Annotated in this window: 13 protein-coding genes; 10 read left to right on the forward strand and 3 right to left on the reverse strand. The window is 63.1% G+C overall.

Features of this window, described 5'->3' with window-relative positions; all coding sequences use genetic code 11:
* Positions 1-26: 26 nt before the first annotated feature.
* The 3 genes from icmH to tssJ form a co-directional block, all read right to left on the reverse strand.
* The gene (gene icmH, locus AB3X98_RS05280) at positions 27-809 is read right to left on the reverse strand and encodes a type IVB secretion system protein IcmH/DotU (RefSeq protein WP_069266633.1); all 783 of its coding nucleotides are present in this window, start codon (positions 807-809) and stop codon (positions 27-29) included.
* On the reverse strand, positions 806-2,152 hold the full coding sequence (gene tssK / locus AB3X98_RS05285) for a type VI secretion system baseplate subunit TssK (protein ID WP_069266632.1): 1,347 nt from the start codon (positions 2,150-2,152) through the stop codon (positions 806-808). Before tssK ends, icmH begins: the two co-directional genes overlap by 4 nt.
* Before the next feature lie 114 nt (positions 2,153-2,266).
* Complete coding sequence (gene tssJ, locus AB3X98_RS05290; protein ID WP_342948796.1) at positions 2,267-2,881, reverse strand: type VI secretion system lipoprotein TssJ; 615 nt, start codon at positions 2,879-2,881, stop codon at positions 2,267-2,269.
* A gap of 354 nt (positions 2,882-3,235) precedes the next feature.
* Between tssJ and AB3X98_RS05295 the strand changes: the two genes are divergently transcribed.
* The 10 genes from AB3X98_RS05295 to AB3X98_RS05340 all read left to right on the forward strand — a co-directional run bounded on the left by AB3X98_RS05295 (position 3,236) and on the right by AB3X98_RS05340 (position 16,631).
* The gene (locus AB3X98_RS05295; RefSeq protein ID WP_176732944.1) at positions 3,236-3,928 is read left to right on the forward strand and encodes a M48 family metallopeptidase; all 693 of its coding nucleotides are present in this window, start codon (positions 3,236-3,238) and stop codon (positions 3,926-3,928) included.
* Between the two features lie 60 nt (positions 3,929-3,988).
* Complete coding sequence (tssB, locus tag AB3X98_RS05300; RefSeq protein WP_342948797.1) at positions 3,989-4,543, forward strand: type VI secretion system contractile sheath small subunit; 555 nt, start codon at positions 3,989-3,991, stop codon at positions 4,541-4,543.
* A gap of 18 nt (positions 4,544-4,561) precedes the next feature.
* A complete protein-coding gene (gene tssC / locus AB3X98_RS05305; RefSeq protein ID WP_069266629.1) occupies positions 4,562-6,055 on the forward strand; it encodes a type VI secretion system contractile sheath large subunit in 1,494 nt (497 codons plus the stop codon).
* A 140-nt stretch (positions 6,056-6,195) separates the two neighbouring features.
* On the forward strand, positions 6,196-6,699 hold the full coding sequence (locus tag AB3X98_RS05310; RefSeq protein WP_028206760.1) for a type VI secretion system tube protein Hcp: 504 nt from the start codon (positions 6,196-6,198) through the stop codon (positions 6,697-6,699).
* 81 nt (positions 6,700-6,780) lie between these two features.
* Positions 6,781-7,260 carry a type VI secretion system baseplate subunit TssE gene (gene tssE / locus AB3X98_RS05315; RefSeq protein ID WP_069266628.1) on the forward strand — a complete coding sequence of 160 codons (480 nt, stop codon included), beginning with the start codon at positions 6,781-6,783 and terminating at the stop codon, positions 7,258-7,260.
* Between the two features lie 69 nt (positions 7,261-7,329).
* Positions 7,330-9,168 (forward strand): type VI secretion system baseplate subunit TssF, encoded by a 1,839-nt coding sequence (gene tssF, locus AB3X98_RS05320; RefSeq protein WP_368604420.1) that lies wholly within the window; start codon positions 7,330-7,332, stop codon positions 9,166-9,168.
* Complete coding sequence (tssG, locus tag AB3X98_RS05325; RefSeq protein ID WP_342948799.1) at positions 9,132-10,217, forward strand: type VI secretion system baseplate subunit TssG; 1,086 nt, start codon at positions 9,132-9,134, stop codon at positions 10,215-10,217. Before tssF ends, tssG begins: the two co-directional genes overlap by 37 nt.
* 31 nt (positions 10,218-10,248) lie before the next feature.
* On the forward strand, positions 10,249-12,909 hold the full coding sequence (tssH, locus tag AB3X98_RS05330; RefSeq protein WP_368604419.1) for a type VI secretion system ATPase TssH: 2,661 nt from the start codon (positions 10,249-10,251) through the stop codon (positions 12,907-12,909).
* A gap of 69 nt (positions 12,910-12,978) precedes the next feature.
* Complete coding sequence (tssA, locus tag AB3X98_RS05335; RefSeq protein ID WP_368604418.1) at positions 12,979-14,100, forward strand: type VI secretion system protein TssA; 1,122 nt, start codon at positions 12,979-12,981, stop codon at positions 14,098-14,100.
* A gap of 2 nt (positions 14,101-14,102) precedes the next feature.
* Positions 14,103-16,631, forward strand: coding sequence for a type VI secretion system Vgr family protein (locus AB3X98_RS05340; RefSeq protein ID WP_368604417.1), 2,529 nt, complete (start codon positions 14,103-14,105; stop codon positions 16,629-16,631).
* Positions 16,632-16,665: the final 34 nt, after the last annotated feature.

Consider the following 16,665-nt stretch of genomic DNA (forward strand, 5'->3'; position numbering starts at 1 on the left):
CCGCACGCCACGCCCCTTTCGAACGCTCAAGGCAGCGAGATCGTCAAATTTGCCGATTGCGGCCCGAGCTTGATGAGTTGCGTATACGGGGCGAGCATGTGCACCGTGTTGTCGCGCAGCCAGGTGCTGAGGCCGAGCCAGGCGAGCAGACCCACCAGCGCGAACACCGCGCCGATGGACCACAGCGGCACCTCGCGTTTGAGGCGGTGCGCAACCTGATCGGGCAGCGGCCAATGCGGCGCGAAGGCCGCGCGCTTGCCCTTGATATGCGCGATCTCGTCGCCCAGGCGCGCCGTGAGATAGGCGAGCTTTTCCGGCCCTTCGAGAATGTACTTGCCCTGGAATCCGAGCAGCAGGCACATATGGAAGACCTCGAGCGACTGCAGCCGCGGCGCGCCTTGTGCGCGACATTCCTCGAGATACTGGAAGAACTTCTCGCCCGCGAGTTGCTCGCCAAAGAGCGCGAGCTGCAAGGGGCGGCGTTCCCACTCTGCGCGAATTCGGAACGACGACGCCAGCACCGATTCGTCGAGTGCGGCGCAGAACGCGAACTTGGCCGCGTACACGTCTTCGGCCGCGACGTTCAGCTTCTTCGCGCCGCGCTCGAAATCGCCCAGAAACTGCTGCACGCGCGCGCCGAATTCGCTGGCGTCGCCGGGCTCGCGGCCGTTCTTCAACAGGAACAGCATGAAGAAGCCGTCGTAGAGCAAATCGAGCAGCGAGCGCACCTGGTAAGCGGGCTCCGCGGCAGGCGCGGGGTGATTCACGGGCGGCGCCGCGTCGCCGAAAAGGGAAGGGGCGTTGCTCATGACGTCACCGCGATCAGTTCGAGTTTGAGATCGTTGATGCCCGAGGGCGCATAGACCATGGCCGACTGCGCCTGCACCATGCGCTCATAAAGCGCGCTACGCGCCTCGAACGCGAAATAGCATGCGCCGGGCCGCACGGGAATGGCGGGCGGCACCTGGGGCGTGTAGACGAGCCGCACGCCCGGCATGGCCGAGAGCACGAGCTTGTCGACGTCGTCGGGCGCGCCGACCTTGAAGCGAGCCGGCACGGCCTCGACGAGGTCGACGGCGGGCATGTCTGCCGAAACGGCGAGATAGAAGGTGGTCTTGTCGTCGATCTTGCCTGAATCGAGCCGGCCGATATGGAACGACGGACGCACTTCTTCGAGCGCAATGGCGAAGTATTGCGTGGAGATCACCGTTTCGAGCAGGTCGCGCAGTATCGTATCGAGGCGCGCAAAGCCGGGGCCGGGATCGTCGTGACGGTACGCCGGCAGGTCGGCCAGCGCGTAGCCCTTGGAGAACGTCATGAGCTGGCCCGCGAGCCGCAGCAGTTCATGAAAGAGCCGCTCGGGGTGAAGCGCCGCATGCTGATAGAGATGCGCGAGCGTGGCGAACGCGCCGCTCGCGGTATGCAGCAACCAGAACGAGGCGATGTCGCCCGAACGGAACTCGATGATGTTCTTGGTCGGCTCGCGATGAAAGCCGTAGAGCGCATTGACCTTGGCCTGCAGCGCGTCGATGAGGCGGCGCAGACGCTGGTGCAGGAGCGGCGACGCTTCGATGGCGAGACTCGGCGGCACGAAGCTTTCGTCGACCTCGAATCCCGAAGTCGCAGTGCGCCGCACGCGTGCGACGGGCACCGAGAGCAACTGATCGCGCGGCTCGCTGTGCGCGATCAGCTTGACGTTCGTTTTCAGGAACGTCACGTCGGCCTGCGCGGCGTCCGTGTAGTGATCGGCTACGCTCGCCTGCTCGCTCACGTAACGCGTGACGAAGCCGTCGTTGCGATCCGGCGCGTAGTTCGTGCCGGTTTCGCGCATCTGGTGCAGCGCCAGGTAGAACGTGAATTCGTTGATGCCCTCGGGCAGCGTGTCGAGCGCCACGGGCGGCGGCAGGTCGTCGGCCTGCGGCGCGCTGTAGAGCGTGCCGTCCGGAAACACGAGCGCGAGTTCGCTCATGCGCAGCATGTTGCTGCCCAGTGCGTCGTGGTCGAGCCGCGCGGTGCGCACGCCCCAGTTGTACGGCGCAATGGCCTGGATCGATTCGAAGAGGCGCGCTTCGTGATAGGCGTCCTGCCGCTGGAAGTGCTGAGGCCTGAGGAACAGGCCTTCTCCCCAAAGCACTTTCGAGGAATAACTCATGTTAAATCGGCTATATGCGTGATTCGGCCCGTGCCGCTCGCGCCGGCGATCGGCGGACTGAAATTGTTAAATATCCCGCTTGCTCGTTACTCTGCCTGGTGCTTTGCCCTTTATTCACCCGCAAGTCACCGACGAAAGCAGATTCAGCTGCTGCGGCGGTAATCCCTGGTCCGGCGAGATCACCGTGCCGCTCGTGACGGTCATTGCGCAGTTATGCAGGCCGACCATTATGCCGGATTTCTCGGATTTCGCAGGATCGAAGGCGAACTTCCAGCGCTGCATGGCCGGATCGCGGAATAGCGCGACGATGCCGAAGGCTTGCGCCTCGCGTGAAACCTTTTCTGTGGCGTTATATCTCTGGCCCGGAATGAGCGTCACTTCGCGCACGCCGAGCAAGTCGCTGCCCAGCGCGCTCTTTTCTTTTGCGGGGTCGGTGAACGTATCGAACGGCGCCTGCTGGAATGACGTAGGGTCCTTCAGCACGTATAGCCGCACGACGAGCGCAAGCGGCTTGCGGTCGGTCGCCGCGTTGAGGTTTTGCGCGGCAAGCAGCGTGATACCGAGGTCGCGCGGGGGTTTCTGGCTGTCCGGCACGTCGGGCTTGCCGATGCCCGCGAGTTGCAAAGCGGCCGACGCCGCACTGCCGAGCGCCGGTACGGCCGCCGCGCAGCCGGCGAGTTGCGCCGCGACGATGAGGATCGATGCGAAACGAATAACACGCGCATTCATTATTTGTTGGCCAGGCGTGAATGCCCGGGGTCCGTTAAGTGGTGATATGCGATCCGGATAATGCTATCCGCATAAAGACGCGTTTAACCCCGCGTGGCGCCGATAAGCGGTTGATTAAGTGATGCGGCAAACTTTTCCGGCTCGCTCGTGTTTTCAATTGCACGAGTGAGAAATTCTTTCCTGTGTGAATTTCTTGTGGCAGTAAACCCCGTGTCAAAGAAGCTATTTAGTGTCGGCGCATTACATTAAGAAGTTGAATTATCAAAATTTGGGCTGTACTATACCCGCGCGCTAGAGCTAAAGCAAAACTCTAGTTCCCTCCCATCGAATTAATAATTACACGCTGGTGAAAGAATGATAAACCGGGTCATTTCAAGGCTCTCCGGGGTGGTGCTGGCATGCGGGGTAATCGCGGGCTGCGCTACGCAGGACCATAATCTCGCGGCATCGCCAGACGCATTCAACAAGGCGCTAGCCGACGCCGATACCGCGGCGAAGGGCGGCGATCAGGATCGCGCGATCGCGCTTTACCAGAAACTCGCCGCTGCGGATCCCACGCGCGAAGAACCGTGGTCGCGCATCGCGCAGATCCAGTTCCAGCAGCAACACTATGGACAAGCCATCGTGGCGGCGCAGGAAGCGCTGCAGCGCGATCAGACCGACCGCGCCGCGAAGAGCGTGCTGGCCGTGGCCGGTTTGCGCGTCGCGACGCAGTCGCTTGGCGAACTGCGCCAGGATGCCTCGCTACAGGGTGATGCGAAGTCCGATGCGCAGGCGCTCGCGAAGCAGTTGCGCGACACGCTCGGCGAGGATTCGCTGTTCCCGCCCGAGCAGGCGGATAAGCCCGCGCTGAAGAAGCGCCGCATCGTTCGCCATGTGCAGAAGCCGGCGGCGAAGCCCGTTGAAACAGCCGAGGCTGCGCCGGCTGCACCGTCCGCGCCCGCAGCCCCCGCGGCTGCGGCTCCTGCGCCCGCGCCCGCCAAAGCGGCGCCGGCCAAAGCGGCGGCAAGCGGTGGTGCGTCCGATCCGTTCAGCGCACTGCGCTGAACCGCACGGCGGTGAATTGCTGACAACAGGTCTTGAACGACTCGAACAGGGGAGCCCTCGATGGCCAAGAAAGAAAGTATTCAGAAGCGCTTGCAGAAAGTGCGGCCGCCGCGCGTCCAGTTGACGTACGAAGTCGAACTCGGCGACGCGATTGAGGTGAAGGAACTGCCGTTCGTAGTCGGCGTGATGGGCGATCTCGCGGGTCAGTCGGAAGTCGAACAGCCGCGGCTGCGCGACCGCAAGTTCGTCAATATCGACCGTGACAATTTCGACGACGTCATGAAGGGCATCGAACCGCGCGCGGCGTTCCAGGTCGAGAACCGCTTGAGCGAGGCGGGCGGCAAGTTCGCCGTGGACTTGCGCTTCCGTTCGATGGCCGACTTCAATCCCGACGAAGTCGTCGCGCAGGTCGAGCCGCTGCGTCGTCTGCTCGAGGCGCGCTCGAAGCTCGCGGACCTGCGCAACAAGCTCGCCGGCAACGACAAGCTCGAAGACCTGCTGAGCGAGGTGCTGGCCAATACGCAGCAATTGCAGGCGCTCGCGGGCAACACGGGCGGCGCTGGCGAAGCGGATCGTGGCGAGCGCAACGAATCCGGCGACGGCAACGAGCAATAAGCGCGAGGGGAGATCGACATGAATCAGCAGACTGGCGCAGTTCGCGCACCGGCCCTGGAAGAAGCCAAGGCCGCGCCCTCGTTGCTCGACGAGATCGTCGAAAAGAGCAAGGTGGCCAAATCCGAATCCGAGCACGCTCGCGCGAAAGACCTCATTGGCGAGCTCGTGCATCAGGTGCTGGAAGGCACCGTGATCGTCTCGAGCAATCTTTCCGCGACGATCGATGCCCGCGTGGCCGAACTCGACCGCCTGATCTCGGCACAGCTGAGTGCCGTGATGCACGCGCCGGAATTCCAGGGGCTCGAAAGCACCTGGCGCGGCCTCGAGTATCTGTGCAAGGAAAGCAATACCGGCTCGACCATCAAGATCAAGGCGCTGCACGCGCCCAAGCGCGACATCGTGCGCGACTTCAAGACCGCCGTCGAATTCGACCAGAGCGCGCTCTTCAAGAAGATCTACGAAGAAGAGTTCGGCACGTTCGGCGGCGCGCCCTTCGGTGCGCTGATCGGCGACTACGAAGTGACGCGCCAGCCGGAAGACATGTATTTCATCGAGCAGATGTCGCATGTCGCGGCGGCGGCGCATGCGCCGTTCGTCGCATCGGCCTCGCCGGAACTGCTCGGCCTCGAGTCGTTCGCCGACCTTGGCAAGCCGCGTGATCTCGGCAAGGTGTTCGACACCGTCGAATACACAAAGTGGAAGTCGTTCCGCGACGCAGAAGATTCGCGCTACGTGGGTCTCACGCTGCCGCGCTTTCTCGGCCGCCTGCCGTTCAATCCGAAGGACGGCGCGACGGCGGAAGGCTTCAATTTCGTCGAAGACGTGGACGGCACGGATCACGCAAAATACCTGTGGTGTAACGCGGCATGGGCCTTTGCGGCGCGTTTGACCGCGGCGTTCGACGACTTCGGCTGGTGCGCGGCGATTCGCGGCGTGGAGGGCGGCGGCCTCGTGGAAGACCTGCCCACGCATACGTTCAAGACCGACGACGGCGAGATCGCGCTGAAATGCCCGACCGAAATCGCCATCACCGACCGGCGCGAAAAGGAACTGAGCGACCTCGGCTTCATTCCGCTCGTCCATTGCAAGAACTCGGACTACGCTGCGTTCTTTGCCGCACAGTCAGTGCAGAAGCCCAAAAAATATAGTACCGACAACGCGAACGCGAATGCCGTGCTTTCGGCGCAGCTGCAATACATCTTCTCGGTGTCGCGTGTGGCGCACTATCTGAAGGCGATGATGCGCGACAAGATCGGCAGCTTCGCGTCCGCGCAGAACGTCGAAGTGTTCCTGAACCGCTGGATTTCGCAGTACGTGCTGCTCGACGACAACGCCTCGCAGGAACAAAAGGCGCAGTTTCCGTTGCGCGAGGCATCGATCCAGGTCAGCGAGATTCCGGGCAAGCCGGGTTCGTACCGGTCGGTCGCGTTCCTGCGGCCGCACTTCCAGCTCGACGAACTGTCGATTTCGCTGCGGCTCGTGGCGGATCTGCCGAAGCCGGCGAATGCATAAAACCGCGCGAGCGCGCAACTGAGTTGAGCAGGAGCGGTCCGCTATCCAGCGGATCGCACCGGGAAGCAACCCGGGGGCATCGCCCTCGGGCCCGCGTTAGCAAACTACCGTAAACCACCACTCTGGGGAGTCGAGGCGTTATGAAGGACATCTATCTAAAATTCGGCAATCCGGCCATCAAGGGCGAGTCGCAGGACAAGGACCATGCTGGCTGGATCGAAATCGATTCGTGGAATCACTCGATTCTGCAGCCGCGTTCGGCAACGGCCTCGACGGCGGGCGGTCACACGGTCGAGCGCTGCGAGCATGCCGACATGCGCTTCCTGAAGGACATCGACGTGGTGAGCCCGCTGCTCTATCAGCACGCTTCGGGCGGCACGACCTTCGACGAAGTCACGATCGACTTCATGCGCTCGGACGGCGAGGGTAACCGCATCAAGTACCTCGAAATCAAGCTCAAATACGTGATCATTTCCAGCATCACGCCGGAAGTGGTCGGCGAAGGGCTGCCCACGGAGCAGTTTTCGCTGAAGTATGCGGCCGTGCAGTGGAAGTACACGCAGCAGAAGATCGGCGGCAACCAGGGCGGCAATGCGCAAGGCGCATGGAGCCTCACGAAGAACGACAAGACCTACGCGGTCTGACGCGGCGTGCGCAGGCGGCGCGCGCGATCGCGTGCAATGCCTGCGCCGGTCTCATCTGGCTGACCGACTCTATTTGAACCGATGAAGCGTTTCGAGCCAGGACTGCTTGACAAGCTCTTCGACGACGATCCGCATTCGCCGGCACCGGCGGCATTGCGGCAGTTCTCGATCGAAGAGCTCAAGGCGACCGTTGCGCGCGATCTGGAGTCGATCCTGAATTCGCGCATCGCGTTCACCGAGCACGAACTCGCGATGTTGCCCGAGTGCCGCCGTTCGATCCTGACCTACGGGCTGAACGATTTCGCTGGCTTGAGCCTCGCGAGTCATTACGACCGCGCGTTCATCTGCAAGTCGATCCAGCAGGCGATCGAGCGGCACGAGCCGCGTTTGCAGCGCGTAACGGTGACGCTCGAACTGAACGAGCGCTCGACCAACGCACTGTACTTCGCGATTCAGGCGTTGTTAGTGGTGCATCCGGCGCAAGAGCCGGTGAGTTTCGACGCGATGCTGCAGCCATCGACGCTGCAGTATTCGGTCACGCGCGCACGCGCAAAAGCATGACGCGGCCGCGACCGGCGGCGCGCGACATGGCATGACACAAAGGTAGTTTTGGGGGGCGGGAGCGTACCGATGGAAGAGCTGTTGCCGTATTACGAGCGCGAATTGTCGTTCCTGCGGCGTTATTCGCGCGAATTCGCCCAGCGCTACCCGAAGATCGCGGCCCGCCTCGCGATGACAGGCGAGCACTGCGAAGACCCGCACGTCGAGCGGATGATCGAATCGTTCGCGTTGCTCGGCGCGCGCATCAACAAGCGACTCGACGACGACTACCCGGAGTTCACCGAGGCGCTGCTGGAGGTGCTCTACCCGCATTATTTGCGCCCATTCCCCTCGTGCTCGATCGCCCAGTTCGGCGCCGCGGGCGCGCTCGGCAATCTCACCGAGCCGGCCGTGATCGAGCGCGGCACGGAACTGAAGTCCCGGCCGATCCGCGGCGTGCAATGCCGCTTTCGCACCGCCTATGACGTGACACTCGCGCCGATCCGCATTTCGGAGGCGCGCTACGTGCCGACGGCGATCGCACCGAGCGCGACCGTGCTCCCGCCGAATGCAACCGGCGTCCTGTCGATCACGTTCGAGTCGACGTCGCCGCAGTTCGACCTCTCTGCGTGGAGAAGCGGCGGGCTGCGCACGTACCTGCACGGCGAGCAGTCGTTCATCGCGGCGCTCGGCGATTGCCTCTTCGTGCACGCGATCGCCGCGTACGCCGAGCCCGAACGCAATGGCCGCTGGCGTGCGCTCTCCGCGCTGCCGTTCGCGCAAGCCGGCTTCGACGCGGCTGACGCGCTGATCGACTATCCCGCGAAATCGCACCCTGCGTACCGCTTGCTCACGGAGTATTTTGCGTTTCCGGACAAGTTCGATTTCGTGGACTTCGACCTCGCGGCAATGACCGCCGCGGCGGGCCGCTGCCAGCGACTCACGCTTCATATCGTGCTCAAGGACGTGCGCGGCGACTCGCACGTGGCACGGTTGCTCGACGCACTCGCGGCGCATCATCTGCGGCTTTTCTGCACGCCCGTGGTGAACCTCTTCAAGCAGCACGGCGAGCCGATTCGCCTCGATCATCAGGCGGTCTCGTATCCGGTGGTGGCGGAGGGCCGGCGAGCGTTCGCCTATGAAGTTTATTCGATCGACTCCGTGCAACTGGTGCGGCAACGTGCACACGAAGAAACGGTCGTCGAGTTCCGGCCTTTTTATTCGCTGCGGCATGGCGAATCGATGCGGGCCGGCCACTACTGGTTCGCCCGGCGCGACGAAGCCGTCGCGCAAAAGAGTCCGGGCTACGAAACCGAAATCTCGATCGTCGATATCGACTTCGAAGTCGATACCGAGCAAAACGAAACATTGAGCCTCGATCTGACCTGTACCAACCGCGATTTGCCCACTGCGCTCGCGACCGGGCTCGAAGGCGGCGATCTGTTTCTGGAGGGCGGCGCGATGGCGAGCAGCATCGCGCTCCTGATGCGGCCGACGCCGTGCGTGCGCTTCGAGCGCCGCCAGGCCGCGCACTGGCGGCTCATTTCGCATCTCGCGCTCAATCACGTCTCGCTCGTGAACCACGGCGCCACGACGCTCAAGGAAATGCTCGCGCTCTATGACCTGCGGCGCACGGCGGTTTCGGCGCGGCACGTGGACGGCATCGTCGACGTCGAGCAGCGCGCCGCCGTGCAATGGCTGCCCGGCAAGCCGTTCGCGACCTTTGTGCGCGGCATCGAAATCCGCCTGACCGTCGATGAGGATCACTTCGTCGGCACGAGCCTCGGAACGTTCGTACGCGTCATCGACGTGTTTTTCGGGCTTTACGTGCACATCAACAGCTTCGTGCAACTGGTCGTCGTTTCGCGGCGCACCGGCGAGGAGATCATGCGATGCAGCCCCCGCAGCGGCGAATCGATTCTGGCGTAATCGAGCGGCTGCTCGATGAGCCGCACCGCTTTGGTTTTTTCCAGGCGGTGCGCCTGCTTGAACGCTGGTTCGTCGACAAGGCCGGCGCGCGGCAGCGTGACGTGCTCCCACAGCGTATCGGCTTTCGCAACACGCTGTCGCTCGCGTTTCCTGCCAGCGAGATCGCGGGTGCCGTGTCTTATGACGCGGCTGGCGCGCCGCTGGCCGATGCCGGCCAGCGCACGGCGGCGCTCGATGCAGGCGAACTCGAACGCGTGGATCTCACGCCCGCGTTCTTCGGGCTGCTGGGCGCGCAAGGCGCGCTGCCGCTGAACTACACCGAGCAGATCGTCGCGCGCGAGCAATTGCGGCGCGACCGCGCGGCACGCGAGTTTTTCGACGTGTTCTCGAACCGCGCCACGGCGCTGTTCTATTCGGCGTGGAAAAAGTACCGGCTGCCGTTGCACTACGAACTCGATCGCGACGAACGCTATCTGCCACTGCTGCTCGCGCTTGCGGGCGTGGCCAACGACGCGTCGCGCGAGAGCCTGCAGGACGGCGGCGGCGCGCTCTTCGACGAGGCGATCGCGGGGCATGCGGTGGCCGCGCGTCATCAGCCGGTTTCCGCCGCGTATCTGCGCCAGACGCTCTCCGACTATTTCGGCGTGCCCGTGCAGGTCGAGCAGTTCGTGGGCAAGTGGTACGACGTGCCGCCCGACCAGCTTTCCATGCTCGGCCAGCGCAACGTGATGCTCGGTGCAACGGCGCTTGCGGGCGAGCGCGTCTGGCAGCGCGACATGCGTGCGCGCCTGGTGATCGGGCCGCTTTCGAAGGCCGACTATGAGGCTTTCCTGCCGGGCGCGGAACACGCGCTCGCGCTCGAACGCATGCTCACGCTGCTCGCGCGCGTGACGCTCGAATACGAGGTGCTGCTGGTGCTGCGCCGCGAGGAAGTCGGGCCGAGCCGCCTGGGCGCCGGCGCGCGTCTGGGCTGGGATGCTTTCCTTTGCACGCACGAAGCCGACCGCGAGCGCCGCGACGCACGCTACGAACTGCACGTCATTCATTGAATACACGAGACCCGAGGCCGGACCGGACGACATGAGCACGCCCCTGAAAACCCTGATCGCGAAGCTGAACACGACTTGCCGGCTGGCTACCGAGCGTGCGGCCAGTGCGTGCCTGTCGCGCGGGCACTACGAAGTGGACCTCGAACATGTGCTCCTCGCGCTGCTCGAGGAACCGGCCAGCGACCTCGTATGCGTGCTGCGTGCGTCGCGCGTCGATGCGCATGCGCTGCGTGCGGATCTGGAACGCGAACTGCAACGCCTCAAGACGGGCAACACGCGCACACCGGTGTTCTCCCCGCATCTGATCGCGCTGTTCGAGCAGGCCTGGCTGATCGCGTCGCTCGACTCGCAGATCGGGCGCATCCGTTCCGGTCATCTGCTGCTCGCGCTCTTGAGCGCGCCCGATCTTGCGCAGTTCGCGCAGCGCATATCGACGCGTTTCGCTGAGATTCCTGTCGGCGAACTCAAGCATCGTTTTGATGAAGTGACGCTCGGTTCGGTCGAGGTCGAGCCTGTCGAAGGCGCGGCAGAAGCTGGTGGCGAGGTCGGAAGCGCAACAAGTGTCGCTGCGTCGAAAACGCCCGCTCTCGACACCTACACGACTGACCTGACCCAGCGTGCGCGCGAAGGGTTTGTCGACCCGGTGATCGGGCGCGAAGCGGAGATCCGCCAGACGATCGATATCTTGATGCGCCGCCGCCAGAACAACCCGATCCTCACCGGCGAGCCGGGCGTGGGCAAGACGGCCGTGGTGGAAGGGCTCGCACTGCGCATCGCCGCGGGCGATGTGCCAGAGGCGCTGAGCGGCGTTGCGCTGCGCGTGCTGGACATGGGGTCGCTGCAGGCCGGCGCGAGCGTGAAGGGCGAGTTCGAGAACCGTCTGAAAAGCGTGATCGACGAGGTCAAGAAGAGTGCGCAGCCCATTGTGCTCTTCATCGACGAGGCGCATACGATCATCGGCGCAGGCGGTCAGGCCGGCCAGAACGATGCGGCGAACCTGCTCAAGCCCGCGCTCGCGCGTGGCGAGCTGCGCACGATCGCCGCGACGACGTGGAGCGAGTACAAGCGTTACTTCGAGAAAGATGCGGCACTGGCGCGGCGTTTTCAGGTGGTCAAGATCGAGGAGCCCGACGAAACGCTCGCGGCGGCCATGCTGCGCGGCATGGTGGGGCTCATGGAGCGCCACTTCGACGTGCGCATTCTCGACGAGGCGATTACCGAGGCCGTGCGGATTTCCCACCGGTATATCAGCGCGCGGCAACTGCCCGATAAGGCCGTGAGCGTGCTCGATACCGCGTGCGCCAGAGTGGCGCTCGCGCAGGGCGCGACGCCTGGTGCGATCGATGACGGCAAGAAGCGCATCGAACGTATCGAAGCGGAGATCGCCTCGCTCGAGCGGGAAACCGTGCATGGCGCCGAGCATGAGGGGCGCCTCGTGGCGCTGCGCGAGGCGCGGGACACTGCCGCTCGCGAACTGGCAGAAAGCGAGGCGCGCCACGCCGAGGAGCGCGAACTCGTGGCGCAGATCACGAAACTGCGTGGCCAGATCGACGCGGCGCGCGAAGACAGTACGTCATCCGAACGAATGCGCGAAGCCGATGCCGCGCGCGAATCGTTGCCGCCGCTCATCGCGCGCCTGCACGCGCTGCAGGAGAACGCGCCGATGGTGCCGCTGCAGGTCGACGCACACGTGGTGGCGGAAATCGTCGCGTCATGGACCGGGATTCCGCTGGGCCGCATGGTGAAGGACGAGATCCAGACCATGCTGAATCTTCATCCGCTGCTGGCCGAGCGCGTGATCGGCCAGGATCATGCGCTAGAAGCCATCGCGCAGCGCGTGCGCACGGCGGGCGCGAATCTGGAGGACCCGAACAAGCCACGTGGCGTCTTCATGTTCGTGGGACCGTCCGGCGTGGGCAAGACGGAGACGGCGCTCGCATTGGCCGACATTCTGTACGGCGGCGAGCGCAAGCTCATCACCATCAACATGAGCGAGTATCAGGAGGCGCACAGCGTATCGGGCCTGAAGGGCTCGCCGCCCGGCTATGTAGGCTATGGCGAGGGTGGCGTGCTGACCGAGGCGGTGCGCCGGAACCCGTATTCGGTCGTGCTGCTCGATGAAGTGGAAAAGGCCCATCCCGACGTGCTGGAAATGTTCTTTCAGGTCTTCGACAAAGGCACGATGGACGACGCCGAAGGCCGTGCGATCGACTTTCGCAATACGCTCATCATCCTCACGTCGAATGTGGGCTCGACTGCGGTCATGCAGGCCTGCCTGAACAAGTCCGTTGAAGAACTGCCTGACGCTGAAGCGCTGGCAGAGTTGCTGCGCCCGCAACTGTACAAGTCGTTCAAGCCCGCTTTCCTCGGCCGCATGAAAGTCGTGCCGTACTACCCGATTTCCGACGACGTGCTCGCGGAGATCATCGAGCTGAAGCTCGAGCGCATTCGCCGCCGCGTCGAGGCAAACCACGGCGCCACATTCGAATGGGACGAGTCACTCGTCGATGCGGTGCTTGCGCGATGTACCGAAGTCGATTCGGGCGCGCGCAACGTCGATCACATTCTGAACGGCACGCTCTTGCCGGAACTCGCACAGCAGGTTCTGGAGCGCATCGCGCAGGGCACGTCGCTCGCGCGCGTGAGCGTGCGCGCCGATGATGCGGGTGAGTTCAAGTACGCGGTGCAATGACCATGACGTTGATACGCGACCCCCATGCTTCGCTCGAAGCCCGACGCCTTAGCCCTTCTGTAGAACGCCATGTCGACTGACACGACCGCGCTGCTAGCGCCCATTAATGAAGCGTCGCCGTGCGGCGCCGACCTGCTGTTTTCGACGGATTTCGACGCGATCCAGCATGCACGCCGCTTCGATGACCCGTCGCTCGACCAGGGCGAGTGGATCACCGAGATCAAGGAAGCCGACTGGCCTTTCGTCGTCGAACGCTGCACGGCGTTGCTGCGCACGCAGACGAAGGACTTGCGGCTCGCCGTGTGGCTTACCGAGGCGCTCGCGATTCAGGAGGGCGTGCCGGGGCTCACGCAGGGCTATGCGCTCCTGAGCGGACTGGTCGAGCAGTATTGGGAGCAGGTGCATCCGCTACCGGAAGGTGACGATACCGAGTACCGCCTCGGCAATGTCGCGTGGCTTGCGGGCCGCACGGCGGAATTGCTGCGTTCGGTGCCGCTCACGCAGTCGGGTGTGGCTTTCAGCGCGATCGATTGGGATGTCGCGATGCACGTCGCGCAGGCCGTCAAGCGCGATCCGGATCACGCAGACGATATCGCGCGCGGCAAGCCTTCGGTGGAGCAGATCGACGCCTCGAAGCGGGCCACGCCGGCTTCGTTCTATCGAACGTTGCTCACGCAGTTGAAAGCATTCGAAGCCTCTCTCGCTGCGCTCGATATGGTGCTCGAGGCGCGAGCCGGTGATGCGGCGCCGAGCTTCCGGCAAGCGCGCGAGGCCAACGAGAGCGTGTATGGACTTGCGGAGCGGTTCGCGCGTGACGTGGGCGTGAACCTGAATGCGGAGGCCTTGGAGCCTGCCGTGCAGCCGGCCGCTTCGCCCGTGGCTGTCGAACGCGCGGAACCAAGCTTCAAGACACCTTTGGCCGTTGAGGACACCATGGCGAATCCGATTCGAATGCCGGTACGCGCGTACGCGGGCATACAGAGCCGTGCCGAAGCCGTTGCGCAACTGCGCGCGGTTGCTGTCTTCTTTCGCGAGACCGAACCGCATAGCCCCGCCGCCTATCTCGCGGACAAGGCGGCGGAATGGGCGGAAATGCCGCTGCACAAGTGGCTTTCGTCCGTGGTGAAAGACGATGGCACGCTCGCGCAGATTCGCGAGATGCTGGGTGTGAAGACCGATGATGCGGGTTGAGCATGAATCTCACTGAACTTGTTCAGGTCATTCAGGGCGGTCTGATCCAGCAGGACCGCCTGATCAAGACCGATATTCCAGCCTTGCCGGATAGTGCGCTCGTGCCGCGCAGGGCGGTTCTTTGTTCGGAGCTGGGGCGCGATTTCAGTGGCACGCTCGATCTGGTGTCCACGGCGGGCGACATCGAACTCAAGAAACTCATTGCGCAGCCAATGACGCTGTGGATTCAGCAAGCGGACAAGTCCTATCTTCCGGTCAACGGCTATATTCATACGGCCCGAAGGCTCGGCGCAGATGGCAGCTTCACGAGTTACCAGCTGACCTACGCCTCATGGATGCACTTTCTTAGGTTCCGCAGCGACATGCGGTACTGGCAGGACAAGAGCGCCGACGCCATCATGACGGACGTATTCAACGAGCATCCACAGGCGCGCGGCCAGTTCCAGTTCGCCTTGAGCAAGCCGCTGCCGCAACGCTCGTATTGTCGCCAGAGCGAAACCGACTGGAATTTTATTCACCGGTTGTTAGAAGAAGAGGGTCTGTTCGGCTTCTGGCGTCAGGCCAAGGACGGCAAGTCACATACGTTGGTCGTGACCGACGACATTCATTCGCTCGACGAGGTGTCGCCTAATCCGGTTACGTTCTACCGGTCCGGCACTGGCAGCGAAACGGACGCCTTTACGCAGTGGTCGGGCTCGCGCACGTTGCAAAGCACCGTGCACACGACGCGCACTTTCGACTACAAGACGCCGTCGTCCGCGGTCAATCCCAAAGGGACAACGCTGCCGACGATGGCGAACCAGGGGAATCTGCCCGAGCAAGCTGAGGTCTACGAATATACCGGTGCATATACATACTCGGACCAGACTCGTGGCGAACACCTTTCAAGAGTTCATCTGGAAGAATGGGAGTCGCGTGCCAAACGGTTCTATGCGGCGGGTGGCGTTCGCGGTATGGATGCGGGACTGCGCTTCGAACTGACCGGTCACCCGGAGCACGATCACGATCCGGCGGGCCAGCGGGAATTCGCGGCAATCAAGGTGCGCCGGTACATCGAGAACAACCTGCCGCTTTCGGACCACGAAGCGAGCTTTCCGCACAGCTTGCAGAACGAACTGGCGAGGGCCAAATCCGGGCACACCGGAGAAACTGTTACCCAGGAAGACGGTTCCGCAGGTTTTTATCTGGTCGAAGTCGAAGCGCAGCGCGTGACGGTTCCGTACCGCAGCCCGTTCGAGCACAAGAAGCCAGAAATGCACCTGGAGACGGCTATCGTCGTCGGTCCGCAGGGCGAAGAGGTCTACACGGACGAACTGAACCGGGTGAAGGTGATGTTCATCTGGGACCGGCAGAATTCCGGAGATGCGGGTGCTTCGTGTTGGGTGCGGGTCGCGCAGTCGGATACGGGCGGCGGTTACGGGAGCGTTCACGTTCCTCGGGTCGGTGAAGAAGTGCTGATCGGGTATGTGGGCGGAGATTGCGATCGGCCCATCGTCCTGCATCGCGTCTACAACGGGAGTGTCCAGCCGCAGTGGCACAGCAACGGTATTCTCTCGGGCTACCGGTCGAAGGAGTATTCGGGTTCCGGCTTTAATGAAATGGTGCTCGACGATGCGACGGGGCAGAATCGGGCGAGGTTGTACAGCAGTACGGGGAACAGTGTGCTTCATCTGGGGTATCTGATCGACCAGAGCGGAAATACGCGCGGTTCATACCTTGGATCAGGATTCGATCTGAAGACGGATTCGTACGGTGCGGTGCGTGCTTCGCAGGGGCTGTACGTCACGACGCATCCTAAACAGGCTGGCAGCCAGCAACTGGACGTGAGCGAGGCCAGACAGCAACTCATGGGCGCCAAGAGCGTGGTTGAGTCGATGTCGCAGGCTAGTGAGGCGCATCAGGCGGAGAGTCTCAGTGACGGGCACGATGCGCTCAAGTCCTTTACCGATGCGACACAGAGCAGTGCGCAGGGTGGGGCATCGTCTGGTGGTAGAACGGCTGGAGGTGGCACCGGCAATGCGAACGCGTTCAAGTCGCCTGTGATGCTGGTTGCGAGTCCGTCTGGTATTGCGCTGTCGACGCAGCAGTCAGTGCATTTGGCGAGTGATCAGCAAACTAATTTAGTGAGCGGGAAAAGCACGTTTATTGCCACCGGGAAGTCACTCGTGGCGAGCGTGGCGGAGAAAATAAGTCTCTTCGCGCAGAACGCTGGCATCAAATTGTTTGCTGGCAAGGGCCCCGTGCAGCTGCAAGCGCAGTCGGATGCAATCGAACTGGCGGCGCAGAAAGGGCTGACGGTAATTTCGGCGACCGATATGGTCACAATCTCGGCAAAGACGGGAATTTTGCTGACGAGTGGCGGCGCCTATATCCGGATCGCCGACGGCAATATCCAGATCCACGCGCCTGGGACGGTCGATGTGAAGGGGACGGCGCACAATTTCTCGGGACCGACGCGCCTGGACACGAACTTCCCGTCATGGGTAGCGGCGGACGGCAAACCAAAGCGTTCTACCTCGTTCTCGGGATAAGCGCTTCGTGGAGCGAGCAGGACGCCCTGCGCAC

The sequence above is a fragment of the Paraburkholderia sp. BR14312 genome (assembly GCF_040948675.1).
GTDB lineage: Bacteria > Pseudomonadota > Gammaproteobacteria > Burkholderiales > Burkholderiaceae > Paraburkholderia > Paraburkholderia nodosa_A.